The sequence below is a fragment of the Streptomyces sp. NBC_00090 genome (assembly GCF_045160815.1).
Taxonomy (GTDB): Bacteria; Actinomycetota; Actinomycetes; order Streptomycetales; family Streptomycetaceae; genus Streptomyces.
The window spans coordinates 9,139,595-9,166,507 of record NZ_CP108224.1; the positions used below are offsets into that span (position 1 = coordinate 9,139,595).

The 26,913-nt window shown below is 67.6% G+C and carries 20 protein-coding genes and 2 pseudogenes; 10 read left to right on the forward strand and 12 right to left on the reverse strand.

Annotated elements, in window-relative coordinates:
- The first annotated feature begins 153 nt into the window (after positions 1-153).
- Positions 154-813 (forward strand): helix-turn-helix transcriptional regulator, encoded by a 660-nt coding sequence (locus OG361_RS40565; RefSeq protein ID WP_405861834.1) that lies wholly within the window; start codon positions 154-156, stop codon positions 811-813.
- Positions 814-1,121: 308 nt separating this feature from the next.
- Here OG361_RS40565 and OG361_RS40570 read toward each other — a convergent pair whose 3' ends face one another.
- On the reverse strand, positions 1,122-2,384 hold the full coding sequence (locus OG361_RS40570) for a DUF6357 family protein (RefSeq protein WP_405862698.1): 1,263 nt from the start codon (positions 2,382-2,384) through the stop codon (positions 1,122-1,124).
- 72 nt (positions 2,385-2,456) lie between these two features.
- Positions 2,457-3,110 carry a hypothetical protein gene (locus OG361_RS40575; RefSeq protein WP_405861836.1) on the reverse strand — a complete coding sequence of 218 codons (654 nt, stop codon included), beginning with the start codon at positions 3,108-3,110 and terminating at the stop codon, positions 2,457-2,459.
- A gap of 1,058 nt (positions 3,111-4,168) precedes the next feature.
- Here OG361_RS40575 and OG361_RS40580 point away from each other — a divergent pair.
- Positions 4,169-5,689, forward strand: a complete 1,521-nt coding sequence (locus OG361_RS40580; RefSeq protein WP_405861838.1) for a Re/Si-specific NAD(P)(+) transhydrogenase subunit alpha — start codon at positions 4,169-4,171, stop codon at positions 5,687-5,689.
- 2 nt (positions 5,690-5,691) lie between these two features.
- Complete coding sequence (gene pntB / locus OG361_RS40585) at positions 5,692-7,110, forward strand: Re/Si-specific NAD(P)(+) transhydrogenase subunit beta (RefSeq protein ID WP_405861840.1); 1,419 nt, start codon at positions 5,692-5,694, stop codon at positions 7,108-7,110.
- 1,515 nt (positions 7,111-8,625) lie between these two features.
- On the opposite strand, the gene OG361_RS40590 is transcribed toward pntB, so the two are convergent.
- Positions 8,626-9,093 carry a hypothetical protein gene (locus OG361_RS40590; RefSeq protein WP_405861842.1) on the reverse strand — a complete coding sequence of 156 codons (468 nt, stop codon included), beginning with the start codon at positions 9,091-9,093 and terminating at the stop codon, positions 8,626-8,628.
- 290 nt (positions 9,094-9,383) lie between these two features.
- A complete protein-coding gene (locus OG361_RS40595; protein ID WP_405861844.1) occupies positions 9,384-10,376 on the reverse strand; it encodes a hypothetical protein in 993 nt (330 codons plus the stop codon).
- Between the two features lie 306 nt (positions 10,377-10,682).
- On the opposite strand from OG361_RS40595, the gene OG361_RS40600 reads away from it, so the two are divergent.
- The gene (locus OG361_RS40600) at positions 10,683-11,363 is read left to right on the forward strand and encodes an SMI1/KNR4 family protein (protein WP_405861846.1); all 681 of its coding nucleotides are present in this window, start codon (positions 10,683-10,685) and stop codon (positions 11,361-11,363) included.
- A gap of 859 nt (positions 11,364-12,222) precedes the next feature.
- Here the strand turns inward: OG361_RS40600 and OG361_RS40605 are convergent.
- From OG361_RS40605 to OG361_RS40630, 6 genes and pseudogenes are all read right to left on the reverse strand, one after another.
- Positions 12,223-12,306: pseudogene (locus tag OG361_RS40605) on the reverse strand (IS5/IS1182 family transposase); the annotation flags it as partial.
- 76 nt (positions 12,307-12,382) lie between these two features.
- Positions 12,383-12,943 (reverse strand): SUKH-4 family immunity protein, encoded by a 561-nt coding sequence (locus OG361_RS40610; RefSeq protein ID WP_405861847.1) that lies wholly within the window; start codon positions 12,941-12,943, stop codon positions 12,383-12,385.
- Positions 12,944-13,372: 429 nt separating this feature from the next.
- A complete protein-coding gene (locus tag OG361_RS40615) occupies positions 13,373-13,699 on the reverse strand; it encodes a hypothetical protein (protein ID WP_405861849.1) in 327 nt (108 codons plus the stop codon).
- 34 nt (positions 13,700-13,733) lie between these two features.
- Positions 13,734-14,965 (reverse strand): annotated as a pseudogene (locus OG361_RS40620) (IS256 family transposase); the annotation flags it as partial.
- An 887-nt stretch (positions 14,966-15,852) separates the two neighbouring features.
- The gene (locus OG361_RS40625) at positions 15,853-16,458 is read right to left on the reverse strand and encodes a dihydrofolate reductase family protein (protein WP_382912713.1); all 606 of its coding nucleotides are present in this window, start codon (positions 16,456-16,458) and stop codon (positions 15,853-15,855) included.
- Between the two features lie 572 nt (positions 16,459-17,030).
- Entirely contained in the window at positions 17,031-17,633 is a 603-nt protein-coding gene (locus tag OG361_RS40630; RefSeq protein WP_405861851.1) for a hypothetical protein, read from the reverse strand.
- Between the two features lie 503 nt (positions 17,634-18,136).
- Between OG361_RS40630 and OG361_RS40635 the strand changes: the two genes are divergently transcribed.
- The 4 genes from OG361_RS40635 to OG361_RS40650 are packed head-to-tail and all read left to right on the forward strand — an operon-like array spanning position 18,137 to position 23,197.
- Complete coding sequence (locus tag OG361_RS40635; RefSeq protein ID WP_405861853.1) at positions 18,137-18,895, forward strand: TnsA-like heteromeric transposase endonuclease subunit; 759 nt, start codon at positions 18,137-18,139, stop codon at positions 18,893-18,895.
- Positions 18,895-21,006, forward strand: a complete 2,112-nt coding sequence (locus tag OG361_RS40640) for an integrase (RefSeq protein WP_405861855.1) — start codon at positions 18,895-18,897, stop codon at positions 21,004-21,006. Before OG361_RS40635 ends, OG361_RS40640 begins: the two co-directional genes overlap by 1 nt.
- A complete protein-coding gene (locus OG361_RS40645) occupies positions 21,000-22,067 on the forward strand; it encodes a TniB family NTP-binding protein (RefSeq protein WP_405861857.1) in 1,068 nt (355 codons plus the stop codon). The genes OG361_RS40640 and OG361_RS40645 overlap by 7 nt, the downstream gene beginning before the upstream one ends.
- Positions 22,064-23,197, forward strand: coding sequence for a TniQ family protein (locus tag OG361_RS40650; RefSeq protein WP_405861859.1), 1,134 nt, complete (start codon positions 22,064-22,066; stop codon positions 23,195-23,197). The genes OG361_RS40645 and OG361_RS40650 overlap by 4 nt, the downstream gene beginning before the upstream one ends.
- Before the next feature lie 173 nt (positions 23,198-23,370).
- Here OG361_RS40650 and OG361_RS40655 read toward each other — a convergent pair whose 3' ends face one another.
- Entirely contained in the window at positions 23,371-24,261 is an 891-nt protein-coding gene (locus OG361_RS40655) for an aminoglycoside phosphotransferase family protein (protein WP_405862700.1), read from the reverse strand.
- 335 nt (positions 24,262-24,596) lie between these two features.
- Positions 24,597-25,745, reverse strand: a complete 1,149-nt coding sequence (locus OG361_RS40660) for a hypothetical protein (protein ID WP_405861861.1) — start codon at positions 25,743-25,745, stop codon at positions 24,597-24,599.
- Between OG361_RS40660 and OG361_RS40665 the strand changes: the two genes are divergently transcribed.
- On the forward strand, positions 25,729-26,028 hold the full coding sequence (locus OG361_RS40665; RefSeq protein WP_405852256.1) for a transposase: 300 nt from the start codon (positions 25,729-25,731) through the stop codon (positions 26,026-26,028). The two genes, OG361_RS40660 and OG361_RS40665, sit on opposite strands and share 17 nt — an antisense overlap.
- On the forward strand, positions 26,025-26,912 hold the full coding sequence (locus OG361_RS40670; protein ID WP_405852257.1) for an IS3 family transposase: 888 nt from the start codon (positions 26,025-26,027) through the stop codon (positions 26,910-26,912). The genes OG361_RS40665 and OG361_RS40670 overlap by 4 nt, the downstream gene beginning before the upstream one ends.
- The last annotated feature ends 1 nt before the right edge of the window (position 26,913 follow it).

Below are 26,913 nucleotides of genomic sequence, written 5' to 3' on the forward strand. Positions count from 1 at the left end.
GTCTACCCGCAGCGCGGCCGCGGCGGCGGCTGGTCGCTGGTCGGCGGCGCTCGTACGGACCTCACCGGGCTGACTGCCGAGGAGATCCGGGCACTGTTCCTGCTCGCGTGTCCTTCGTCAACCACGCTCGAGCTCCGTACGCCACTGCGCAAGTTGGTACGTGCGCTGCCTGCACCTCTGCGTTCGGGCGCCGAGGCCGCGTCGCGGGTCGGCCTTACCGACGGCACGGACTGGTCGCGCGCCGGCGTCACGGCCGCCGGTCCGCACTGCGACGCGCTCCGGCGGGCTGTGGTGGACGGGATCCAGGTCCGGCTTGGGTACGCCGGGCCCGGCAAGCCTGTGGGCGTGCGAACCGTCCACCCGCTCGGGCTCGTGGCCAAGGCGGGTCGCGACTACCTCGTCGCCGAGACGGAGCGGGGCTTGCGGACCTTCCGGCTCAGCCGGGTCGCCTCGGTCGAGGCAACCGGCGAGCCCGTCGTACGGCCGCACGGCTTCGACCTTCCCATCATCTGGCGTTTGTTCGCCGCGCGCTTGGAGGGGCGGCTGTACGCGGCGACGGTTCGGGCCCGGGCCGAGCCGGGTGCCATGGAGATCCTGGAGCGGCTGTTCGACGGGCGCCTGTACGTCGGTCCGATGCTCCCTGACGGGTGGACGGAGATACGGGTCGACGGACCGACGCCGGAGGTTGCCGCGACACAGCTGGCCGGGCTGGGGGCACGCATCGAGGTGCTGGACCCGCCGGAGGCAAGGGAGCGGCTCGCACGTCTGGCGGTTGAGCCGGCCGGTGTGTACGGACCACCGGGCTCTCCCTGAGCAAAAGGTAGCGAGCTGACCCTACGGGTCACCTCCGGCATTTCCACAGGCAGGCTGTCCACCACCCGGCCAAGAGCCGACAACGTCGTAAGACCTGCTGTCTCGGCGAGCAGGCCATGGCCAACCTCAAGGGACGGCGCCTCCTGCTGAAGCTCCGCTGCAGCACCAACCGGAGGACCGACGGCGTGAAGACGGTCCGCGTCGTTCACCTCGCATCACCATGAGGTTGGACAACGCTCAGTGCGCGGGCTCCAGTACCCGCTCTTCGCAGGTTCTTACGACCGCGCGTGCGCGGGCTCCCGCTGGGACTACCGGGCGTCGCGCCGCCGACGCGCGCGCTCGAACTCGGCGACATCCGACATCCAGGGACCGTGCTCTTCGAGTGCGGCGTAGCCGCCGCGGACGAAGGCGCTCACCAGGTTCCGGTACCCGCTGATCCCGTCGACCAGGCTGTACTCGACCCGGTACTCCGGATCCGACCTGCCGTCACCCTCGCGCAGCGTCGTGATCCGGGCGATGGAGTCCGCGTAGAAGTGGAGCTGGATCCCTTCGCCCATCTCCTCGTCCTCGATGGTGAACACTTCGTTGTCCGCGGCAGAGCGATCGCCGACGAACTCCCAGAACTCCGCGGCGGCCGTGCGGGGACTGTCCCGTTGCCACTTCTTCTCGACGCCCTTGTCGTCGGTGAACGACAGGACCGTCTTCCTCGCACTCCCGCCGAAGTCGGTGTGGTGGCCGGCCGCCTCCTCGTCATCCTCCATGGGTGTGCTCCTGGAGCGGTCCGCGGCTTCCGAGCACATCAGGAAGCTCACGGTACGCACCGCGTCATTGACGAGCTCAGGGTGTGCACGGCGCACGGCCGCTTCGACCGTCGTCTCCATCCGATCCCAGTCGCGCTTGTCCGTGGCGCGTTTTCCCCGTCGCGGATCGCGGCCGATCCGCATCCCGGCGCACGCCTGCTCCGCATTGGCGATCACCTGCATGATCTCGGGCAGCAGTGCGGGGTCGACGGCGTCGGGCATCCGCTTCGGAACCGTCGCGCCGTGCAGATACTGGCCCGTGTACCTCAGAATCGCGGCGTCGAGCGGACCGAGTACTGCTCCGCGCTCGGCACGACGGCGGTCCGCGTGGTACTCCTGAGCTCGTTTCCCGTTTGGCGTCTCTGTCGCCACGCGCATCGCCGCGCATACCTGACCGCGCTCAAGTAGACGGATGTCGGCCCCGTGGGCGATGAGCCGGCTCCTGTCCCACCGGATGCTCTGGAAGAGCGTGTCGACGTCCGCGGGCGCGGCAAGGAGGATCGGGTCCAGGAGGGCGACGGCAGCGTTCTCGTCGAGCCGGCCCCGGGTTCCGGCGGCGTCGCACAGTGGAAGAATCGCACTCCACAGCAGCAGGTGTCTGGCCAGGTCCTCACGGATCACCGCAAGATGGGCCTCGGTGATCGAGAACGTGAATGTGCGAGGCTCGTGGTTGGCGTCGGCCCCGGCACCGAGCATCAGCTTCAGCTCGCCGTCCTCGCGGATCACGTTCGGGATCCAGCCGCTCCCGCGCGTGAAAACGATGTCTCTCATAAACTCAGTCTTCCCTGGAACGGTACCGGCTGGCATCACGGCGATGTTGCAGGCCCGCCCCGCAGCATCTGTTTACGACCACCGTGTGAATTCGACGTCGAGGCGTGTGTCGGTGCGCACCCAGACTTCGCCCCCGGCGGCCTCGGCCGGGGCGTCGACTCGTTCGATACCGAGGAACTCGATCAACACGAGTAGTTCGGCTCGTTCGGCTCGGTCATCGTCGACATCGTGCGAGTCGAAGAAGACGTAGTACTGGTCGCTAGGGTCCACACAGCCCGAATCTCCCCAGATCCGAGCGACTTCTTCGATCGCCGCTGCTTCGGTCGTGATCGTGGCGGCGCGGGCGGCACCGCGAGTCTCCGGTGACGCGTCGAGGTCGGCGAGGTCGGAGAACCACTGGCCGAAGCGGTCGAGGCCGGCATATCCGTTCTCGAAGAACAGCATCGCGCTCGGAAGGTAGCGATTGCCCCTGTCGACCTGGAGGTATTCCGAACGAGGTTGGTCCGCATCTTTGACCCGGGAGATCACACCTTGCCCGGGCATGAGAACCAAACTCTGCCCCGACGGTTCATCGTTGATGGTGTAGGTGTCAGAATCTCGATCACGGAAGAACGCAGAGAACGCTACGTAGGCTTCCTGAGCGTCGCCCACGGAGACCCGTTGGTCGTTGCCATCACCGACAGCGAAGACGAACTGTTTCGGTCCGGGGTTGTAGGGGCGAGCCATATGCGTCCTTCGTTCACGTGGGATAGCTCCACCAGCGTAGTCGAATCAAAGCGGACGGACCTGCCGTTCATCGCCGACGAACAGCCAGGAGGACCGGCAGGTCGGCCTGACCCCGCCCCCGTCAGCCGTCGCGCCCCGTCAGGCCCGCCTCGTAGGCGGCGATGGCAGCCTCCACCCGGTTGCGTACGCCGAGTTACCGAAAAGCTGTCCCGCAAGTGCGGCCGTGCCGTGACCCGAGACCGGCTCGATAGAGTCAGGAGCACAGCCGACGGAGGGGGATCGTTCGATGGCGACGTACGACCAGCTGACCGAGTGGGCCGGCCTGGGGCACTCATCGAGCAATTCGTGATGCAAAGCGAGGCTGAGTCAGCCCTGCTCACGTTCCGGGGCCGCTCTACCGTTTCACCGAACAGGTGGACCCCGATGATTCGGCGGAGTGGTCATCGTTCGGCGTCGAGCCGGAGACCGGGGCGGTCTACTTCGTCATGCCGGATGGAAGGCATGGTTCGCCAACTCGGGTGTCGGCGTGTGGCTCGACGTCCTTCACTGTTACGGGAGTCGCGTCAAAACCTCAGAGCTTCTCAGCGAGCCGGATGGCCCCGAGGAGTACTTCTCTGAAGAGGAGGAAGAGCGGGCCTTCGCCGAGCTGAACCGGCGGCCGACGGGTTTGCGTACCTGGGGAGTGCCGGGAGGCGGACGTGGTTTGCGTGCATCTGGGGAGTGCCGGGAGGCGGACGTGGGTTTGCGTGCCCGAGTTCTGCCGGGTACTCGGCTGCACGCGCCGCCGGGCCCTTCGCGCCGCCGGGCCCTTCGCTGGAACGAGACGTGTCCGACGTCGTCCGGTCCTCGAAGAGGCGTGCCTTCACGGCGTACGGCGTTATGTGAGGGATGGGCCTCGTGTTCCGTCGCGTGTTGCGTGGACCTCACCTGTGGGTGCTGTTCAAGGAGAGCCTTCGACGGTCAAGCTAAGCGGCGTGCTCCGGGTCATCGCGGGTGCACTTTCCTGATCGTTTTGAGAACACGCCGTTGACGGCCACACCAGCGAACGGAGAACACTCGTGATCGTCGGAGTCTTCAAGGAAGCGCGGGCAGGTGAGAGTCGCGTCGCGGCCACGCCTACCACGGTCCAACAGATCCGCACACTGGGGTACGACGTGGTCGTCGCCCCGGGCGCGGGGGTCGCGGCCGGCTTCACCGACAGCGCCTACGAGGCCGCCGGCGCGACCGTCGGCGACGCGGCGGACGCGGACGTGGTGCTGGGGGTCAACGCCCCGGCCCCGTCGCAGCTGGACCGGGTACGGCCGGAGGCGACGGTGATCGCTCTGTTCGCGCCGGCCTTCGACCCCGGGATGGTAGAGGAGCTGGGCCGGCGTCCCTTCACGGCGCTGTCGATGGACGCCGTGCCGCGCATCAGCCGGGCGCAGTCGATGGACGTGCTCTCGTCGATGGCGAACATCGCCGGCTACCGGGCTGTCATCGAGGCCGCGCACGAGTTCGGGCGCTTCTTCACCGGCCAGGTGACCGCAGCGGGTAAGGTCCCGCCGGCCAAGGTGCTCGTCGCGGGGGCCGGAGTCGCCGGTCTGGCGGCGATCGGTGCGTCCGGCTCGCTCGGTGCGATCGTACGGGCGACCGACCCGCGGCCGGAGGTGGCCGACCAGGTGCGCTCGTTGGGCGGCGAGTACCTGTCGATCGAGTCCCCGGAGGTGGAGGTCTCGAAGACCGGTTACGCCAAGGAGATGGGTGACGACTACAAGGCACGCGAGGTCGAGCTCTACACCGCGCAGTGCCGCGAGGTCGACATCGTCATCACCACCGCGCTGATCCCGGGCCGTCCCGCGCCGACGCTGATCACCGCGGAGATGGTGGCGAGCATGAAGCCGGGATCGGTGATCGTCGACATGGCGGCCGCCAACGGCGGCAACGTCGAGGGCACCGTGAAGGGCGAGATTGCCGTTACGGAGAACGGCGTGACGATCATCGGATACACCGATCTGGCGGGCCGGCTGCCGGCCCAGGCCTCGCAGCTGTACGGCACGAACCTGGTGAACCTGCTGAAGCTGATGACGCCGGGCAAGGACGGGTCGCTGGTCCTCGACTGGGATGACCCGGTGCAGCGCTCGATCACCGTCGTACGCGGCGGCGAGTCGGCGTGGCCGCCCCCGCCGGTCCAGGTCTCCGCGGCCCCGGCCCCCGCGCCCGCGGCGGAGCAGGTGAAGCCCAGGAAGGCGCCGGCGACGGCGAAGCAGAGGTTCGGCGGCGTTGCCCTCGGCGCGCTGGCGCTGTTCCTCGCAGCAGCGTTCGCTCCTGCGGCGCTGCTGCCCCACGTGACGGTCTTCGTGCTCGCGATCGTGATCGGCTACTACGTCATCGGACACGTGCACCACGCGCTGCACACGCCGCTGATGTCGGTGACGAACGCGATCTCCGGGATCATCGTGGTTGGCGCGCTGCTGCAGATCGGCCACGCGAGCACGGCGGTCACGGTGCTCTCGTCGGTCGCGATCCTTCTGGCCAGTATCAACATCTTCGGCGGCTTCGCGGTGACGCGTCGCATGCTCGCCATGTTCAATCGGAGCTGACAATGTCTGCGACCATCGCCGCCCAGGCGGCCTACCTCGTTGCCGCGCTGCTGTTCATCCTCGCGCTGGCAGGACTCTCCAAGCACGAATCCGCACGGCTCGGCAACGCGTTCGGCATGCTCGGCATGGGTGTCGCGCTCGTCGCGACGGTCGTGCTCGCGCTGGACGGCGACGTCAGCGGTGCCGGCCTCGGCCTGATGGCCGTCGCGATGCTGATCGGCGGGCTGATCGGCCTTCAGCGGGCCCGCGGCGTCGAGATGACCGGGATGCCCGAGCTGATCGCGCTGCTCCACTCCTTCGTCGGTCTGGCCGCCGTGCTGGTCAGCTGGAACGGCTTCCTGAACGTCGAGCACGACCCGGACGGTCACGAGGCCGAGGTCCTGAGCGCGCTCGGCACGCTGGGAATTCACCACGCCGAGGTGTTCATCGGCCTGTTCATCGGCGCGGTGACCTTCACGGGCTCCGTCGTGGCGTACCTGAAGCTCGCCGCGAAGATCGACTCCAAGCCGCTGGTGCTGCCGGGCAAGAACGCCCTGAACCTCGGCTCGCTGGTCCTGTTCCTCGTCCTGACGGTGTGGTTCGTGATCACGCCGGAGCTGTGGCTGCTGATCACCGTGACCGTCCTGGCGCTGGCCCTCGGCTGGCACCTGGTGGCCTCGATCGGCGGCGGCGACATGCCGGTCGTCGTCTCGATGCTCAACAGCTACTCCGGCTGGGCGGCGGCGGCCTCGGGCTTCCTGCTCGGCAATGATCTGCTGATCATCACGGGCGCGCTGGTCGGCTCCTCCGGTGCGTACCTGTCCTACATCATGTGCAGGGCGATGAACCGCTCCTTCCTCTCCGTGATCGCCGGCGGCTTCGGCATCGAGGCGCCGGCGGGCTCGGATGTCGACTACGGCGAGCACCAGGAGACCACCGCGCAGGGCGCCGCCGAACTCCTGGGCTCGGCACGTTCGGTGATCATCACTCCCGGCTACGGCATGGCCGTCGCGCAGGCGCAGTACCCGGTCGCGGAGCTCACCTCGAAGCTGCGCGCGAAGGGCGTCGACGTACGGTTCGGCATCCACCCCGTCGCCGGCCGCCTGCCCGGCCACATGAACGTCCTGCTGGCCGAGGCCAAGGTGCCGTACGACATCGTGCTCGAGATGGACGAGATCAACGACGACTTCGCCAAGACCGACGTCGTCCTCGTGATCGGCGCCAACGACACGGTCAACCCGGCCGGAGCGGAGGACCCCAGCAGCCCGCTCGCCGGCATGCCGGTGCTCACCGTGTGGGAGGCCGGCAAGGTCATCGTGTTCAAGCGCTCGATGGCCTCCGGATACGCCGGCGTGCAGAACCCGCTGTTCTTCCGTGAGAACACCGCGATGCTCTTCGGCGACGCGAAGGCCCGGGTAGAGGACATCGTCGGCGCACTCTGAGAAGCCCTACAGGGGAGGACCTTCTGGGTGCCGGCGTGGCGGAGACGTTTCCTGGACCGGCCTGATTCGCAGGGCTCTGGTCGAAACCGGCGAGGTGGACCTCGCCCCGGACGATGGCCGGCCGAGGGATCATGGGAGTGCTGCCGGAAACCACAGAAACGATCCGCCACCCAGCGGGCATGGCCTCCCTCGGCAGGCAGGGTGCAGGGATGGCCTGGGCAGGCATCTTTTTACCGAAGACCTGTGGATGCCGCGAGGATCGGACTGGCGGGGGCGCCGTCGTGGCGGCCGCCAGATCGCAGCACCGGCTGCGACGCTCGGCCCTCTTGCCCTGCAACGCAGGAAGGAGCGCGCAGACGACAGGCAGACGCTGGAGGACGCGCACGTGCGACCGCGCGACGGATCGACGCCGTCAACCGACACCGTGCTCGCCGCCGTTAACCTCGCCGCGATGGTTTACACGGTCCGCAACGTCTTCGCCCGCTGCCGCCTCCTGACCGAGGCCTGTCGGCACCTGTTGGAGACCCTGCGCGGCCGCGCCTTCCCTCCGGGCCTGGACGACTCCATCGCCGACAAGAGCCTGGACCGCCAGGGGCGTCAGCTCACCGTGCCGCAGGAAGGCCGCCGGTCCCCGGCGCCGGACCAGCTCACCTACATCGCCGCCTTCGCCTGGCCCGCCCGCTGCTGGATCGCCGGCACCGACGGGAACCGCCACGGGCTGCCACCCAGCACGAGCGGGCCCGAGTCGCCAGTCTTGCCGTGCAGAACACGATCCGCGCCGCCCGCACCGCACCCGTTCCTGCCCGGGACGGAGCCCGGCCGCGACCGCATCGGCCGCCGCCCACACCGAGCATCACCACGACGACCAAGCGGCGTCCGCGCCGCACTGCGTCGACCACCCAGACCAGGACGCCGCCCTCACCCCGGCGCAGCGGGCCGCGGCCGTCCACGCCCACCAGCAGGCTGCGATGCCGGAACTGCTGGAAGGCCGCACGACCGATCCGGCGACGTCGACGCGTACGCGGAGAACCTTGCCCGGTTCGCCGCGTTCAAGCGCGAAGCTGATGCACGCCGCGCGCCGTCGCCGACCGGCCGCGGCCCGAGCAGCCGGCCGAAACGGCCAGTCCGGCCAGCCAGCAGCACCCAGCACCCCGGACCCAACCAGGGGAGAGGAGCGGCCCCCGAATCCTGGTGGCTGGAGCCGGCGAGGGCCGAGCCCGCCCGGCGGGACACGACATGAAGTCGCCGGGCCACCCGTCGGGACGCGACCGACGCGAACGTCCTGGAGGCGAGGGGGAGGGGCGAGTGTGCAGGACCAAACCCCCGAGTGCTTACGTCCTCGACGGAATGGCACGCCTATGACGGCCGGTTTGGCCGTCCGAAAGCCGCGGTCCTGCGGGGCGCGTGTGCGTGTGGCTGGCGTGGGCTGGCCGAGTGCCCGCTCGACAGGGCCGGGCAAGATACCCAGCAGCTCCTCTACGAGGCCGATGTCGACCTGACCGGTCCGATCGCGGACTACCCCGCACACCTCACCGTGATAGGGACGCCGTCGTCCCCCTCCCCGAACCCCTCATCGCCCTGCTGACCGTCCTGAAGGAGTACCTGGCCGCTGCTGCGGTGAAGGATCCGCTCGTCGCCTTGAAGGCCCTCGCCGACCTCCGGAACCTGATTGCCGAGGCGGGTGCGGACGCGGTTCGAGCGGTGCAGGTCGGCCGCATCCCGATGAAGACGGTCAAGACCGCGCTCGGCACGAGCGAAGCGTGCAGAGAGGAGGGTTCGACACTCAGACCCTCGCTCCAGTAGCGGGTCACTCGGGCCCTCGCAGTGGTTGTTGCGGAGCGCGTCGATCAACAGCAGGCCGAGTGTGGTGGTGTCGGCGAAGGCCACGCCGGCTTCCCGTACGGGCTTCGTCGCCGGTACGGCGTCGGCCACGGCAAGGATCACGGCCACGGCAGTCGTGGGCAGCCCCAGCAAGACAGCCACGAGCACCTGGTAGTGGGTAGGTTTCACGGTCCACTCTCGTGCTGCCGATCGAGCCGATCGAGCCGATCGAGCCGATCGAGCCGATCGAGCCGATCGAGCCGATCCAGCAGCTCACGGTCCGCGGAACACAAGGCAAAAAAGTGGACAGCCTCTGACTTGCATAAATGAGCCGGGCCTGGCGGCGCGGCCCGAGGTGTCGAGGACGGCGGTCCACCAGTCCACAGGCGGAGCCGTATCGCCGTACGGAGAAGGCCGCCCCCGGCCGGGCGGCCTTCTCCGTACGGGGTCTGTCAGTCGTCGGTCGTGTGGGGGAGGCCGTCGTCGAGGACGATGCGGATGGTTTCGCCCTGGCCGGTTACGTCTGCGAGTTCGTCGGCGATCCGGTGGTAGGAGGTCGTGGCCAGCGCCCAGTCGGCGCCCAGGGGAGCGGCGGTGGAGCGGGTGTTCCACAGCTCGATCAGCAGGGCGATGAGGGAGCGTCCGGACAAGACGGTCTGGACGCGGCCGTCCTTGATGTCCTCGACGGCGGGCGGGGTGTGGAAGTGGCCGTGGTCGGTGGCCAGGCCGGAGAGCCATTCCCAGGTGTCGCGATGCGCGACGACTTCGACGGAGGCGACGCCGGCGGCCAGGAGCAGCAGGACTCCGTGCCTGACCTCGGTGTTCTCGGACTGGATTCCGGGAGCGTGCGGCACGGTGGGGGAGGAGACCGCGAGGCTGTCGCCACCGTGATAGGCGGCCTCGATCGCGTTCTTGAGGGCAAGGTGCTGGTCGGCGCCCGCGAGTACGGTCTGTGGCTGCTGTGCGGTGTGTTCCACGGTCTCCCTCTGCGCTTCGGTCTCGGTCTCGGCGTGCTGGTGTGTTTCGGTAGCAGCGGTATCCGGCCCGGATCCGTGTTGGGCCAGCGGCCAGGGGGCGTCGGCTGGCTGGGCGGGGCGGGTCTCCGGCTCTGGCTCCGGTTTCAGATCGTCGGCCTGCTCTGGATTGCGGTCCGGGGAAGTGGCGAGGGTGCGCAGGGTACTGGCGAGGTCGAGCAGGTCGCGGAGTTCGCTGCGGGTCTCGTGGAGGTCGTTGATCATCCGGTCTTGGCGACGGCGTACTTCCCGGTTCTCCTCCCGCAGTCCGGTGACGCCCGTCATGGCAGCTTCCTGGATCTTGAAGCGGCTCTGCGTGATCTCGCCGTGCAGCGCGGCGAGCCCGACGGTCGGGTCGGTGAGGACATCCAGTTGCTCCCGGACGGACGCTGCCGCGTCTGTGGCAGCGTTGGCCGCCTCCAGCTCGCCCAAGTGGTAAGAAAAGACGCCGGATGTCGGTCATGCGACAGAGAGCAGGCCTCTCCCGTTCGATGCGGAGGGAACTCTCCTTCGGGAACCGCCTGACTTGCAGTCGGGGCGACGTAGCGTGCTGCACATGAGGGTCACCCACATCGAGCGAATCACGAGATTCCTTCGAGGACTGTCTAGGACGGTCTTCTTTGGCCCCGCCGTGACGACTTCGTATAACCCCGGGGAGGAATGGTTTGAACCGGCCCCACCTGGCTTCTGGGAGGGCCCGTTGGCGTCAGTGTCGGTGGCGACGCCTACCTTTTGCGCATGACTGATCAGCAATGGGCGGGCGTCCGTGAACGGGTCGAGGCTTTGGGGATGTCCCCTGCGAGCAACGAGGTGTTCGGGGCCTTGGGGCACAAATGGGTTCTGGAGCAGCCTCTCAACCATGCCGAGCTCGCTGAGCTCGAGGCACAGATGGGGGTGCGGCTGCCGGAGGATTTCCGAACTTTCCTCCTTCGTGTGGGCGCGGGTGGCGCTGGTCCCGCCTATGGCGTATTCCCGGTGCGGCGAGTGCAAGGCCGCTGGCGGTGGGAGGGCGACGGCGCCGAGCTGGCAGACCTGTCCCGGCTTGCCGAGTCATTTCCCGAGCAGGGCCCGGACCCGAAGCTGCTGGAGGAGCTGGCGGCCCGGTGCCCTGAGGAAGAGGACTTCGATGAAGTCGAAGAGTTCGACGACGCCATTGAGGCGTGGGACGAGCGCTGGAACGCCGTCATGTTCAACCCTGATCGAACCGTCGGTGCCATCGTCATCTCCCACCGCGGCTGCGCCCTACGCGATTGGCTGGTGATCAGCGGCGCGCATCAAGGCACGATGTGGACCGACGATCGTGCGGACGAGGTTGACCTCGCCCCACTTCGCAATGACGGCGGGGCTCCAGTGACTTTCGCTCGCTGGTACACCGACTGGCTGTGCCACGCCGAGCGCACAGCGCTGGGATCAGCCTAGATCTGGCCCCGCGCTTCGGAGCGTCGGAGTTGACCTCAAGCGCAACGGGTGTTCAGAGGCACGTGCACTCGTTTGGAGTAGTGCGGTATTGACCCGGATTCCGACCAGGATCACGCTGTGTGAGTTCCCGATTACGGCCATGCCAGGAGGCCGGGTTTTGCAGCGTGTCGAGTTGTTCGAGCGGATCCGTCGTGACCGGAGGCTGGGAGAACGCCTCCGTCCGTGAGCTTGCCCGCCGTTATGCGGTCCACCGTCGGGTGGTGCGCCAGGCCTTGGACGGTGCGTTGCCGCCTCAGCGGAAGACGCCGGTGACACGCCGGTCGGCTTTGGATCCGGCGAAGGGTTGGATCGACGAGATGCTGTGGTCGGATCTGACCGCGCCGCCGAAGCAGCGGCACACCAACAAGCGGATCCTGGACCGGCTGCGCGACGAATATGGCTTCACCGCCGTTGCCTACACCACCCTCAACGACTACCTGCGGGGCCGCCAGCCTCAGATCAGGGAGGAGGCGGACCGGGCCCGGATGATGCACGAGGGCATGGTTCCGCAGTTCCACCGGCCCGGCGAGGAGGGCGAGGTCGACTACGCTGAGGTCTGGGTGCGGGTGGACGGCAAGCCAATGCAGCGCCAGTTGCGCAGGGTCTTGGGGCCCAGTGCACCCATATCTCCGGCAGGGGCCGGGCCCGTACGGGGAGTCTGCGCTCACTCCACGCCGTGCACCGCGATGCCCAGGACGAGCACGGCGACCGACAGCGCCAGGAAGACGAGCGCCCCGCCGATCCGGAGGTCGCCGACCCGCAGATCTGCGCCGACCGCCCCGAGGAAGTACAGCACCAGCCCCACCCCGGCCGCCGTCCCGATCAGTTTGCCGAACTGCTTCGGACTCAGCTCGGAGTACGGCGCTATCCATGACGGCTCCGACGCCGTGATCACAGCCCCCACATGAAGATCATCTCAGTTGTGGTCCTGGCGTCCCTGCACGGTCCAGACCTACGGGCCCTGGATCTGCTGGCCGAGGTCAGGAGATCCAGCGGTCCAGGAGCCCTGGCCAGAAAAACCCCGCGTAGCCGTTGAAGGCCGCCGGGTCGATCTCCTTCAGCTCCTCGGCCAGCCGGTTCAGCGCGGCGAAAGCCCGCTCTTCCTCGTCTTCAGAGAGGTACTCCGCGGGGCCGTCCGGCTTTCTGAGAAGCTCTGAGGCGGTGACGCGACTGCCGTAACGGTGAAGGACGTCAAGCCACGCATTGACACTCGAGTTGGCGAACCATGCCTCCCCGTCCGGCATGACGAAGTAGACCGCCCCGGTCTCCGGCTCGACGCCGAACGATGACCGTTCGGCCGGCTCATCGGTGTCCGCCTGCTCGGTGAGACGGTAGAGCGGGCCCCGGGACGTGAGCAGGGCCGGCTCAGCCTCGCTCTGCATCACGACTTGTTCGATGAGGCGCGGAGCTACCGGGATGTCCACCTCGACGAGCTGTGCCTTCATGAAGCCCGGGATCCGCCAGCTGGCCACAACGTCCCGTCCGGCTCGCGTGACATGCCCCGGACCGGCCCACTCGGTCAGCTGGCCGTACGTCGCCATCGAACGATCCTCTTCCGTCGGCTGTGGTCCTGACCCTAGCGAGCCGGTCTCAGGTCAAGGCACAGCCGTACTTGAGGGACAGCCGTTAGAGGTTGTTGTCTTTCCGGGCTTGAGGACTGCGTTCTCGCTGGTCAGGCATAGGGTCGGCGGTCTCGTGGCAGTGGTGACGTGTCGTGTCGTTGCTTTGGTGGAGGTCGAGGATGCCGTCGGTCGTGGGACTGCTGGAACAGCGTGAGCTCACCGCTCGCCGTCGTGTCGACGATCTGCGGGAGGAGGCCGACCGCCTCCAGGCGGAGCTGGCCTTGGCTGAGCGGGAGTGGAACGAGTGGGTCATCGCCCGCTCACGCGTTGGCGAGGTACTGGCCCCGGGCAACGACGCCGTCGTCGGCCCCGCCGAGCAATCGTCAATACCTGTGGATCGGTGGCTTCTCAGTTTCGAGATGACCGGAGCCGGGCGAGTCCGTCGATTGCTGCAAGCTCGGTGTTCAGGAGCTGAGCTTGGGCCGGTGCGGTGACGATGAGGAGAACGGACACGTCGGGGTAGTCGTCCTCGAGAAGGTCATCTTCGCCGTCGTCTCCAGGAACGGCGTTCGGCTGGACATTGATGCGGGTCGTGTCGGGGAGGGTGGCGAGGAAGTAGACGCCGAGGTAGTCGCTCTCGCGCTCGGCAAAGGTCGCCGGAAGTCGCGTGGCCAGGAGGTCGGCCAGCTGCTGGGCCGTGTAGGTGTTCGTGCCGTAGGTGTCGGTGACGGTCATCGTGGCATTCTCCTCAGGCCGCGTGGTTCTCGGTGCGTTCGACCAGTCGGCCGTTCTCGAAGCTGGCGCCCGCGCGGACGAGCGGGACCAGTTGGGCTCCGGTGATCGCCCGCCAGCGGGACTGGGCGGACTCGACGAGCTTGAACACCATCGCGAGGGCCGCGGCTGGGCTGCCGGCACCACGGGTGACCTTGGTTCGGAGTTTGACCGTGGAGAACGTCGACTCGATCGGGTTGGTGGTCCGCAGGTGGATCCAGTGCTCGGCCGGGAAGTCGTAGAACGCGAGCAGTTCGTCCTGGTCGTCGGTGATCTTCGCTACGGCCTTGGGCCACTTCGTGCCGTAGGTGCGGGCGAACTCCTCGATCGCCTTCTCGGCGTGGGCTCGGTCCTCGGCGTTGTAGATCTCCTGCATGGCCTTCGTCGCGCCTGGTTGCGCGGACTTGGGCAGGCAGTTCGCGACATTGCGGGCCTTGTGGACCCAGCAGCGCTGGTGCCGGGCGGCGGGGAAGACCTCAGCGAGCGCCCGCCAAAGGCCCATCGCGCCGTCCCCGATGACCAGCTCGGGGGCGCGCATGCCGCGTCGGCGGCAGTCGCGCAGCAGGTCGGCCCAGGACTCGGTGGACTCGCGCAGGCCCTCGGCCAGGGCGATCAGTTCCTTCGTACCGTCCAACCGGACGCCGAGCAGGACCAGAACGCACGAGTGCGTCTGCCCGAGCCGCACCTTCGGGTGCACGCCGTCCGCCCAGACATAGACGAAGTCCCGGTCGGATAGGTCGCGGGCCTGGAAAGCAGCGTGGTCGTCGGCCCACTGCTTCGTCAGCCGGGTGACCGTGGCCGGTGACAGGCCGGCCGTCCTGCCGAGGAACTGCTCCAGCGCGGGCACGAAGTCCCCCGAGGACAGTCCGTGCAGGTAGAGCAGCGGCAGGACCTCGGAGACCTTCGGGGACTTGCGGCACCACGGAGGAAGGATCTTGGAGGAGAACCGCTTCCGCTCGCCGGTCTCCCGTCGATGCGCCGGTCGTTCACCCGAGGCGCGGTGACCTCGACCGGCCCGGCCGCGGTGACCACAGTCCTCGCCTTGTGGCGGCCGTTGCGGACCACCAGGCGCCGCCCCTGCCCGTCGGTCTCCGATGCCAACTCGGCTATGTACTGGTTCACTTCCGCCTCCAGCGCGGCGGCGAGCATTCGGCGGGCGCCCTCCCGGACGATCTCGTCGATCAAGGAGCCGGACTGTGTGGAGCCGTCCTCGGTGACTACGCTGAGCATGGGTGTGCCTTCCCGACCCGCGCTGCAACGCGGGCTTACTCGGAGACCTTACGGATCATTCGGGAAGGTACGCCCTCCGCGTCCCCACCCTGGGCTGATCCACAAGTCCTGAGCATTGCTCGGATCCCCCCCCGACGATGGTTGCCGTACAAGCGCCCGAGCCGCCGCCCACACCCGACGACGCATACAGCCGCCCGACCGTACGGGCTATCGAGCCGCCGCCCGTCCAGACCGGCTGGACCAGATCGTCCTTGGCATCCTGCCGAGCTACCTCGGCCATGCCGCTACCAACCCAGTGGGCCTCAATCACGCGGCTGCGCTCCTCGGTAGTGGCACCAACGTGAACCACGATGCTCACTTCAGCCGACGGTGTCTCGCCGCTTCCAGCCATCGTGCCTGAACCACAGCCCGAGACCCCCAGCAGGATCAAAGCGGCCGTGGCTGCCGCGGCCCCTGTACGTGTATTCCCCATGCGCCCTACACCCCCATCCCGGTTCTTGCTCGCGTCCCGGCTCATTGGGGCACTGCGCCCCCGCCGGTCTCGATTCGACCGTCCCATACATGCGGTCGCTCACCGCGCGGAGCTCACGACAGCGCCGGACAGCGGATGCGAGAGACGCCCAGCCACATCGCTGTGACTGAGCGCTTCAGTTGGCCCCATCGGCCATGTAGAGCGCTCAGGCCGCGAGGCTCTGCCCAGAGAAGCGTCGAGCGGCGCATCCGTATCCGGAAGGTGGACCTTTGCGGAGACTGCGGTCTGGGAGCGGCCTACATGGGCTGACCTGCGACGGCTCGGCGTCCTGACGTTGGCTGGCCCCCTATTAGGTCTTGCTCCGCACCCGCCGGCGCCGGCCTGGCGACCGTCCAGGCCAGCGGACGGGGCGACGTCACGCAGGGACGCCGAGCGGCGGGTGCTCGAGCACGCGGGGCTTGTACTCGACCAGCTGGATGCGGCCGTCGAAGGTGCGGTGCTCGATCATCTCGAGGGCAACGTCCGGATAGCCGTCGTAGATGCGTTCTTCGCCCGTGCTCCCGGTGATCACCGGGAACATTACGACCCGGAAGCGGTCGACGAGTCCGGCTCGTAGCAGGGACCGGCACAGGCTGAGGCTGCCGATCGTGCTGAGGAGCCCCGAGCCACTCGACTTCATGGCGCGGACCGCCTCGACGGCGTCGTCGCGGACGAGCGTGGAGTTGGCCCACGTCAGTGGCTCCTCGAGTGAGGAGGAGAACACCACCTTGGACGCTTGCGTGAGCTCGTCGACGGACGCCTCTTCTTCGGGCCTGAACTCGTCTTGGCCATTGGGGACCTGGCCTGCAGCGAAGCCCGACATAAGGCGGTAGGTGTTCGCTCCCATCAGGTAGGTGGCCTCGGGCTGCTCGCCGAGCCATGCGAGGTACTCCGGGCCCTCGAGGCCCCAGAACCCGGGCCATCCCTCTCCCGATGCGTGGCCGTCGAGGGAGGTGATGAAGTCGACGAGAAGCTCCGACATGGCGGTGTCCTTTCCTGGGGTGTCACGAGCTTGGACTGGCCGGGAGCCACAAACTCATCGACCGCGCCGTGGAGTAACGAGAAACCCATGACGCTGCAGCCGAACAGATCGGCGGGGCGCCACCCGCGGACGGCCCGGGCCAACCGTCACGCTCAGCCGGGCCAAGTACAACGCTCAGGGGCCAACTGAAACGCTCAGCCACAGCCGTGCGAAAAACACCCGTTTCCCGTAACCGACGATCTACCCAAGAGCTCGAAACGCCACGAGAGGCCACGTGCGGGCCTCTCGGCTGATCACAGGTCGATCCATACCAGGCGTGCCGAGTTCGTCGACTGAAGGGCCCATTCTTGGCGTCGCTTTTCGCCGTCGATTGGCGAATTGCCGGATTGGAGGCCGGAGGGAGTGACCTGTCTCAGCGAAGATGCACCGGTCTCACTGAAGATTGACGACCCGCCTGTTCGTCTCATCGAAGTTTCACCGGACGGGTCAGCGAGCCGGACCTGGACGATGACGGAGCGTGCCATCAGCAGGTGTTGGGCGCCCGGAAAGGCAAGACGATCCAAGGAAACGCTCTAGTACGGGCCGCCGCGGAAGAGCATGCTGCCGTGGTGGCGCGGGCGGTCGCCATGTTCGTGGGCTGCGTCGGAACGGTCCGCGGGGGTCGCGAGCCGGGCAAGGGCCCGGAGGGTTGCCAGGCCGGCCAGCACCTCGTCACGACGCTCAGCGGACTTCATCCAGGTCGGCAGCCGGGCGAACATCGCCATCGTCGGGGAGGCGCGACGCTCCCGCAGCCGGGCGCCCACGTAGGCGGCGAGGGCGTCGACATGCTCCTCGTCATAGGCCCACAGAATCCGTCCCGCACAACGGGTCTGAAGCCAGAGCGGCCGCCGGAAGAAGGGGTCCTCGGTGCCGCCGGGCACGGCGCCGACCAGGCCGGCGCCCCGCTCCTCGGCCGTCCAGTTGGCGACCGCGCCGCAGCCGGCGCAGGCGAGGCGGCGGGGCTGGAAGAGCAGGGCGCTGAAGTACTTCGGCGCCGCGACGCCGGGCAGAGGCACGACGAGCGCGAGACCACCGCACCTCGGGCAGACCACGAGCACCCGGCCGGTGAACTGGACGAGCCACGTGCCGTGGTCGCGGTGGCGGACGGGGTTGGGGTTCACGGGCTCGGAGCGCATGACGGACACCCTTCCAGGCCCGACCCGCCCCGGCGACCGAGATACGGCGCGAGGCCGAGAAGCCGTACGACCAGTACATCAGCCAACTGTGGTAATAGATTCGCCAGTTCAACAGAGCACAGTCACAGGCTGCCCGAATCACGAACCGGCCGACCGTGCCACCGAGATGATCTCCGGCTACGAAAATCTTGCCAGAGCCACTTTCACGCGAACGCCGACAGGGCCGGTCAAACTTCACTGAGACTGGTCAAACTTCCTTGAGACGGGACAGTGAGGTCAACTTGCTGGTGGGCTCCCCAATTGGTGTCCCGTCTCTGATGATCTGGCCCCTGTCTCAGTTGGTCGGGTCCGATTCGCTCGTTGTCTCAGAAGATCTGGTTCGCCAGGTTGTTTGAGGAGATCTGTCATTCTTTCGAGTGACATCTCTCGTCTCTGGGGCACGGGGTTCCACGGCACGTTCCACGCTCGCAGTACGGGGCGGAACGCGGCTGGCGGAGGTGCACGTGGGCGAGGCTGCGGCCGCTGCGTCTTTCTGGGAGTACGCGGCGGATGTCGATGTGGGATTCGTCGACGCTGATGGTGTCGAGCGTCTTGGTTCACTGGACCGGCACTGGGATGAACCCTTCGAATTCGCCTTGCCAGTCCGGCCGTTCACGTCCTTCAAGGGGCAGAAGAACTTCACGGGCGAGTACTGGGCCGCGACGTCGCGGGCCCAGGTGGGCTACGAGTCATGGGTCGAGCGGGATGCGGCGGTGGCCCTGGACTTCGACCCTGCCGTCGTCGCTCTGGCGTCTCAGCCCTTCCAGTTGACCTGGACGGACGGTCCGCGAGAACGCGAGCACACCCCGGACTACTTCGCCCGGCTCGTGGACGGCACAGGTGTCGTCGTGGACGTCCGTCCTCGGGACCTGGTCGATGAGGACACCGCCGAGGTCTTCGCGTTCACCGCGCGAGTCTGTGAGGCGGTGGGCTGGCAGTTCCGCCATGTCGGCGACCTGAGCCAGCCCTATCGCGTGAACTTGCGCTGGCTGGCCCGCTACCGCCACCGCCGCTGTTTCCGGGCACCGGTGGCGGATGAGTTGAGGGAGGTGTTCGCCGAGCCCCTGCCGCTGTTCGCTGGGGCTGACCGGGTCGGGGACCGCCTGGCTGTGCTGCCGGTGCTCTATCACCTGCTCTGGCGCCATGAACTGCTCACCGACCTGACCTCGGCCCCGCTGGGCGGCGACTCGTCGGTCCAGCTGGCGGCCCGGCGGCGGGCGTGATGTCCGCGCGACCGGGACGGCTTCGGCTGGGTGACCGGGTCCGTTTCCAGGAGCACACCTATACCGTCGTCGGCCTGACCGGGATGCAGGTCCGGCTGGCCGACACCCATGGCAGCGGCATGCTCGTGGATCAGGTCCATCTCCAGGCGGCCGGGGACTTCGCGGTGATCGGCGCCGGCGACCGCACCGCGCTGGCATCGGCCGCGCTGCTGGAACACCTGCCGGAGAAGGTCGCCGAACGTGCACTGTGGTGGCAGCGGCACCTGGTCGAACTCCTCACCGGCCTGCCCCCGGATGCTCCTGCTGGGACCCGACCCCGGCCCGAGTACGACCCGGCGAACTGCTCGCTGGCGGAACGCGAACGGGCCAAGGCCGCCGAACTGGTTGCGCTGGGCGAGGAGATCACCGCACGGACCGTCAAGCGCAAGCGGCAGCGTTACGAGGCAGGCGGCATCACGGCAGTCGTGGACCGTCGGCTCGCCCCGCACGCCACGCTGCTGGGCCGGGCCGATCCGCGCGTGGTGGCGGCGATCCGCCAGGCGATCAGCGAGAGCATCCCGGCCTCGACCCGCACGATCGAGCACGCACGCTGGCGGACCGAGCGGATCCTGGCCGCTGAGCACGGCGAGGGCACGGTGGAGATGCCGTCACGGGCCACGTTCTACCGGATCTTCGACAAGCTGTCGCACGGCGTCCACGTGACCGGGTCGGCCCGCACCCGCCGCTCACTCGCCGACCAGCCCGAGGGGCCGTTCCGCTACGAAAGCGTCGCGGCTCCGGGCGAGTTGATGCAGATCGACTCCACCCCGCTGGACGTGCTGGTGCGGCTGGATCGCGGTGTTCCCGGCCGGGTCGAGCTCACCGCCCTGGTCGACCTGGCCACCCGCACCATCGCGGCCGCGGTGGTGCGGCCCACCACCAAGTCCGTGGACGCCTCGCTGCTGCTGGCCCGCACCCTGACCCCGGAGCCGATGCGGCCCGGCTGGGTTCAGGCTCTGGCGATGTCCCGCTCGGTGCTGCCGCATCGCCGGCTGCTGTCCCTGGACGAGCGGCTGGAACACGCCGCGGCCCGGCCGGTCATCATCCCCGAGACCATCGTCTGCGACCGGGGCAAGGCGTTCATCTCCGAGAACTTCCGCTCCTCCTGCCGCACCCTGGAGATCACTTTCCAGCCCTGCCACCCACGATCCCCGGCAGAGAAACCTCATATCGAACGCACACTTGAATCAGTGGCTACGATGTTCTGCCAGTTCCTCCCCGGTCACCTGGGCCGCACTGCCGAACACCGCGGTCGCAACGTGGAGGACGAGCCGCTCTGGTCGATGCTGGAGATCCAGGAGCTTCTCGACGAATGGCTCGTTGCCAAGTGGCAAAACAGGCCCCATGACGGACTGCGCGACCCTGGCGTCCCGGGACGGACCTTCACGCCGAACCAGAAGTACGCCAGCCTCGTCGAGACCGCGGGCTACGTTCCGCTCGCCCTGAGCGGCGACGACTACGTGGAGCTGCTGCCTGCGGCCTGGCGGGCCGTGAACTCCTACGGCGTCAAGGTCAACAACCGGATCTACGACTGCCCCGACCTGGGCTCTTTCCGGCGCCAGCCCTCGGGTGTCACCCGCAAGAGGAACCTGTGGGAGATCCACCGCGACCCCTACGACGCCAACTGGGTCTGGATGCGCAACCACTGGGAGACCGGCTGGATCGCCATCCCCTGGAAGCACCTGGGCAGCGTCCCGCAGCCCTTCGGTGATCTGGCCTGGGACCACGCCGCAGCCGACCTGCGCCGGAAGGGCGAGCCCAATCCCACCGAGGAAGAGATCGCTGGAGCGGTTGCCGCGCTGCTGATCAAGGCCAGCCAGGGACCGTCCAATGCGGACGGTCCGTCGACGCGGATGTCCAAGCGCGACCGGCGCGTCGCCGCCCGGACCCGCGCTGCCGCCGAAAGCCCCGGGCTGCGGCCTCCGCAGCCCGAAGCACCGGCCCGGCCCGATGCTGACGGCCCACTCGCCGATGACGAGGAGGCGGTGGCCGGCACGGACGACGAGCCGATCGCCAAGGTCATCCCACTCGGCGTCTTCGACCCCTTCAAGGAGGCCGACAAACGATGGTGACCGCGACCGGACCCGCCTCTGCCCAGCAACCGGACCCCGACCGCTGGCACAGTTGGCTACGCGCCCTGGACCGCGAGGACCTGCACCGCTACCTCACCACCCTGGAAGGCTGGCGGGAGTTCACTGTCCAAGATCCGATTCCGCCGGAACTACTGCCCGATCACGCGCTCGCCGACCTGGACGACGATGCCCGGGAGGACTACGACGACGGCCGACTCGACTACCACACGCGTCTCACCGTCGCCGCGACCTCCACGTTGCGCACGGTCGTCACCTCGGGCAGGCGTCTGACCCTGCTCAACCGTCATGCGATCAGTGCCCGCCGGGGGCTGATCCTCTCCGGGCCGGCCGGGACTGGAAAGACCACCGCGCTCACCCAGTTCGGCAAGACCATCGAGGCCATCGACCGGCGTCGTCACCCTGGGGCCGACGATCGGATCCCGGTCGTCTACGTCACCGTCCCGCCCGCGGCGACCTCACGCATGCTCGCCGTCGAATTCGCCCGCTTCCTGGGCCTTCCCGTCACCACGCGCGCCAACATCACCGACGTCATCGAAGCCGTCTGCGGCGTCCTCATCGACGCGAGGGTGAGCGTTGTGTGTGTCGACGAACTGCACAACCTCTCGCTGGCAACCCGCAACGGCGCCGAGGTCTCCGACACCTTGAAGTACTTCTCCGAGCGCATCCCCGCGACCTTCGTCTATGCCGGAGTCGACCTGGAGGCCGGCGGACTGTTCGACGGAACCCGTAGCCGGCAGATCGCCGGACGCTTCGCGGTCATCGACACCGTCTCCTTCCCCCGCACCAAGGAATGGACCGGGCTGGTCAGCACCTTCGAAGACGCGCTCAGGCTCCATCGCCATCAGCCTAAGTCCCTGGAAGGGCTGGCCCATTACCTGCACGACCGGACCGGCGGAATGATCGGAAGCCTGTCCCACCTCATCCGCGGAGCCGCGATCGACGCCATCCTGGACGGCACCGAACAGATCACCCGGAAGTCCCTGGAGCGCGTCAGACTCGACCGCGCAGCCCAGAACCGCAAGACCAAGCCTTCCCCGTGATCATCGATGGAAGCGACAACGGCGACCGGCTCCGCCGGCTGCCGGTCCGTCCTCGCCCCAGGGCCGGGGAGAGTACGGATTCCTACGTCCGTCGCCTGGCCCGCGCGAATCACCTCAAGCCCAGCTACCTGCGTGGATACCTCGTCGGACCACCGGACTACGGCCGAGGAAAACGTCCCCGGGCCGACCGGCTCGCAGCAGTCACGGGACGTCAGCAGGACGCCCTGGAACGGGCGTTAACCGACCTGGTGAGACAAAAACGTACGCAGCCGGAGAAGCCCCGGCGTCGCTTCACAAGGAGCGCGGACAAACCCGCACTCTTCGCGGCGATCCGCCGAGACGCGCAAGCCGAGAAGCTGCCGATCTCGCAGCTGGCGAAGCGCCACCACGTCAGCCACGCCACAGTCCGGCAGGCGCTGAATTCGCCCACACCGCCACCCCGCAAACAGCGCGCCCCCATCCTGGGGCCCGCCAAGGAACGTGTCGGACCCACCATCGACACCATCTTGGACGAGTACGCCGTCCTTCATACAAACCAACTCCCCACCGTGAGGGAGGTCTGGGAGAAGTTGCTGGATGAACACGACGCCACCGTCTCCTACGGCACCGTTCATCGCTACATGTCCAGCCGCCGACCAACTCCGGACACCTTGACCAGACACCTCGAACACGCCTCGGGAAGCGACCTCGCCATCCGCCAACAGACCTTCCATACCAACCTGTTCAAGCACTACCGCACCCTGCTGACCACTGTCCGCCGAGAGCCCGCCCGGCATGGCCTCGATGGCACCTACGCCACGGCCACCGCCTTCGTCCTCGGTCTGGACGCCGGCACCTCGTGGAACATGCTCACCGGTTTTCAGGAGTGGCTCGTCGTCCGCCTCGACCGAGGCCACGACTTGACCTGGCCCGTCCTGATTCGCCACCTCACCCCGGGAGGCTGGGTTCACCCGCTCACGCCCGAGGCCGACACCAAGAGCGTGATCACCCTCTACCAATCCCTTGGCAAGTTCTTCGATGACCGCGAGCAGCCCGATGGACTCCCTACGATCTTCAAGAACTACCAGCGGTGGCTGAGCACCCAAGCCTGGTATCAGTTCGAAACAGCAGAAAAGGACCAAACCAACTGAGATTTCCGACGTCGCGGCGTCTCAATTCTTCTGGTCGCCACAGGTCACAGCTGTCACCACGGACCAGATCGTCAGATACGGGACAAACCTGACCCATCTCAGTCGATCTGCTCCTGTTGGACGGTGGGGGCGGCAAACGATCGTCTCTGTCACGGCCTACGATCGGGGCGACATCACTTCGCCGACTCCAGAATGCGGTCGAGTGTCCGGCGCCCCATTCTGCTCATCATCGGATTGCTCTCGACGTAGTACCAGACAAGACCCATCGCCTGTTCGAAGGCCCACGCCTTGCCGCGCTCCCACTCCAGATCGTCGCAGGCCAGTGTCCGCCGGAGCACTTCCCGTGGGCCCGGCTGCAACAGGTGCCAGGCGCTGACCAGATCCAGCGCGGGGTCGGCCGGGCCGAAGCCGCCGGTGTCGAGTACGCCGCAGAGCCGGTCTCCCATGACCAGTACGTTGCCGGGAATCAGGTCACCATGGCTCATCACGTCGGCAGCCGTGCGCGGCAACTCCCGGAGGTGGCTCCACACTTGGCGCAGCCGGGGCACGTCGAGCAGCCCCTGGCTCTCCTCGAAGCACTTCGCCATCCAGTCGTCGTGGTGAGCGAGAACGCCGCCACGGTTGTCGCCGCTGAAACGCCGCCCCCGCGTCTCGGCGTCCCGCAGGGCTGCGATGAAGGCCGCAAGGTCCTCGGCGAAAGCGTCCGACCCACTTGGGTCGGCTTCGAAGGCGACCGTTCCCGGCAGCCATGTCTGGACCGACCACGGCATGGGGTAACTCGCTCCAGGCTTTCCCAGGGCGACGGGTTCTGGAACGGGGAACCGAGACACCTGTGCCAGCTCCGCGCTCGCCTGGGCTTCCCGTTCCAGAACCGCCAGCACCTCCGCGGCATCGGTCAGACGCAGCGGGAAACGCGCGGAGAGGTAGTCCCCGATGCGGAAGATGGCGTGGACCGTCCCCGTCGACGACAGGGGTTGGATCGCCTTGCCGCTCCACTGAGGGAACTGTTCTTGGATCAAGGTCGCAACGATTTCGGTGGTCACGTCCACTTGGTCATCGTGCATGGTCAATCTTGCAGGCCCTTCCACTAGTCCAATTCGAAACGCCGGAAGCAGGCCAGATCAACTGAGACGACAGCCAGTATTCATGCGCCAGGGCCCAGATCAAATGAGATTTTCGGCAACCCAGGTGTCTCAACCGTTCTGGTCGCCCCAGGTCACAGTCGCGGCTTCGGACCAGATCACTTGAGACGGGACAATTGGGGAGCCCACCAGAGAACTTCGGCAAAGGCCGAGCAGCGGGCACGGAGTGCGGCCTTGCCGCCAGCTCCGCGCCGATGCCTGGCGCTGTGCGGCGGCAGCTACCCCCAGCGGGGGTCGCCGACCGGGCACCATCCCGGTTACCCAGTGGCCGGGTACGCGGTCAGGTCATCTTCCGGGTAGGGGGACAGGGCGAGTCCGGTGTACCCGTTGACGAGGAACGGGGCGGCACCCGGGCGGGTCGGCAGGTCTGCTCCGGTCCGTGTGTCCAGAGCGAGGGGGCCGTCGTTCGTCTTGCCGTAGATCCGTCCGTTCCAGACGGCTGTTACCCGTGGGGCGATGCGGTTGGCGGTCTGGTCTGGCAGCTGCCACAGCAGGGAGGCGGTGCGGTCGTTGAAGGCCCAGACCTTGTAGAGGTTTCCCTGGTCCCAGGAGCAGACGATGGTCTGCTGCCCATCATGGTCACAGCGGGAGCCGGCGAAGTCCTCCGGGACCTCTTGCTTCACCGTGCCGGTCTCAGGATCGAGGAACTGCCGGATGTGAACGCGGTAGTCGCTCTTGTTCTGTGCCTGGACGAGGAGGAGGTGGGGCCCGGCGGGCTTGACGTCAAGGTTGAGACGGTCCTCTCCGCGCCAGCGCTCGGTGCCAGTGAGCAGGTCGTAGCCGAGGGCGGATTCGTAGGTCCCGTCGCTCGTTTCCAGCTCGCCTGCCACGATGTTCCCGGTTACGGCGGTCGCCTCGAACCGGTCCTTCGTCCACAGGACACGGCGTGCGGTGAGGTCGATACCGTAGGTGGTCGTTGCGGAGAACAGCGACGACTTGCCGGTGCTGACCGTCACCACGGCGACCTTCTCCGAGGAGCCTACGACCGAGACGGTGCGCGCGCTGCCCTCCTTTGTCCAGGTCGGCAGTGTCAGGGGCAGTCTCCAGTGGAGCTTGTCGCTGGAAGCGTCGGTGGCAGTGAGCTCGATGAAGCTGATGGCCCCCTGTGTTCCAATTGCGGGCTTCCGTGCGAAGAACGGCGCGAGGACCAGCGGGTTGGCTCCTGGTGTGACGACTGGAGGAGCGGCGTTGTTGCGTTCATCCCGTCTGAGCACACTCAGCGCATCAGCCTTGAGAGTGATGGTGGCTGTGAGAGAACCGGTGGTCGTGTTGAAGGCCAACAGACGGTCCAAGGTTGCCACGTAGGCCTTGTCCCTGTGGAGTGAAGCTTCCCCTTGATCGTGGACACCTGGAGACTGGGACCTGAGGTTCCAGAGGAAGTAGCACCAGGTGGGAAGCAAGTACACGAAGCGGTACACCGAGGAGTTCAAGCGGGACGCGATCGCGCTCGTCGATTCCTCGGGAAAGACGGTTACCGCCGTCGCCCGGGAACTCGGCATCAGCTCCGAGTCCCTGCGGGGCTGGTACCGCCAGGCCAAGGCCGGCCGGGGCGAGGGCGCCACGGGCGAGCTGACCAGCGCCGAGCGCGAGGAACTGCGCCGGCTGCGCAGGGAGAACCGCGAGCAGCAGCAGACGATCGAGATCCTGAAAAAAGCGACGGCCTTCTTCGTGAAGGAGAGCGACCGGTGACCACGTTGTACCGGTTGATCCACGCGGAGAAGGCGAACTACCCGATCGTGCTGCTGTGCCGGGTGCTGCGCGTGACCCGCTCCTCCTACTACGCCTGGCACGAGGGCGAGGCCGCCCGCCGAGAGCGCCAGGCGGCCGACGACGCACTCGCGCACGAGATCACCGTGCTCCACATCGCCTCCCGCAAGACCTACGGCGTCCCGCGCATCCACGCCGAACTACGGCGTCTGGGGCACCGTGTGAACCACAAGCGCATCGCCCGCGTCATGCGCGAGCGCGACATCCGCGGCGTCACCCGCCGCAAGCACCGCTCGCTGACCCGGCCGGATGCGAAGGCGAAGCCGGCCCCGGACCTGATCGGCCGCGACTTCCACGCCGAGCGCCCCGGCACCAAGCTGGTCGGCGACATCACCTACCTCCCGACGGCCGAGGGCTGGCTCTACCTCGCCTGCTGGCTGGACCTGGCCACCCGCGAGATCGTCGGCTACGCCATGGCCGACCACCACCGCGCCGAGCTCGTCGTCGACGCCCTCGCCATGGCCCACGGCCGAGGCGGTCTGGAGCCCGGATGCGTGGTCCACAGCGATCGCGGAAGCGAGTACACCTCAGCTCAATTCCGCGATCGAATAAGGGAGTTGGGGCTACGGCAGAGCTGCGGACGCACCGGATCATGTTTCGATAACGCCGCGGCGGAGAGTTTCTGGGCCCTGCTCAAGGAAGAGATCGGAACCCGGACCTGGCCCGACCGGGCCACCGCCCGCGCCGAGGTCTTCACCTTCATCGAGACCTTCTACAACCGCCGCCGCCTGCGCAAGCACAAGATCTTCGGTTACCTCACCCCGGCCGAGACCAGGCAGCGGCATCAACACGCCCTCGCGGCATAAC

What these genes read in the sequence shown, in the direction of transcription:
- OG361_RS40570 (WP_405862698.1), bottom strand. Translation starts at nt 2,384, where the DNA reads ATGAGAGACATCGTTTTCACGCGCGGGAGCGGCTGGATCCCGAACGTG.
- OG361_RS40575 (WP_405861836.1), bottom strand. Translation starts at nt 3,110, where the DNA reads ATGGCTCGCCCCTACAACCCCGGACCGAAACAGTTCGTCTTCGCTGTC.
- pntB (WP_405861840.1), top strand. Translation starts at nt 5,692, where the DNA reads ATGTCTGCGACCATCGCCGCCCAGGCGGCCTACCTCGTTGCCGCGCTG.
- OG361_RS40600 (WP_405861846.1), top strand. Translation starts at nt 10,683, where the DNA reads ATGACTGATCAGCAATGGGCGGGCGTCCGTGAACGGGTCGAGGCTTTG.
- OG361_RS40610 (WP_405861847.1), bottom strand. Translation starts at nt 12,943, where the DNA reads ATGGCGACGTACGGCCAGCTGACCGAGTGGGCCGGTCCGGGGCATGTC.
- OG361_RS40615 (WP_405861849.1), bottom strand. Translation starts at nt 13,699, where the DNA reads ATGACCGTCACCGACACCTACGGCACGAACACCTACACGGCCCAGCAG.
- OG361_RS40625 (WP_382912713.1), bottom strand. Translation starts at nt 16,458, where the DNA reads ATGTCGGAGCTTCTCGTCGACTTCATCACCTCCCTCGACGGCCACGCA.
- OG361_RS40630 (WP_405861851.1), bottom strand. Translation starts at nt 17,633, where the DNA reads ATGCGCTCCGAGCCCGTGAACCCCAACCCCGTCCGCCACCGCGACCAC.
- OG361_RS40640 (WP_405861855.1), top strand. Translation starts at nt 18,895, where the DNA reads ATGTCCGCGCGACCGGGACGGCTTCGGCTGGGTGACCGGGTCCGTTTC.
- OG361_RS40645 (WP_405861857.1), top strand. Translation starts at nt 21,000, where the DNA reads ATGGTGACCGCGACCGGACCCGCCTCTGCCCAGCAACCGGACCCCGAC.
- OG361_RS40655 (WP_405862700.1), bottom strand. Translation starts at nt 24,261, where the DNA reads ATGCACGATGACCAAGTGGACGTGACCACCGAAATCGTTGCGACCTTG.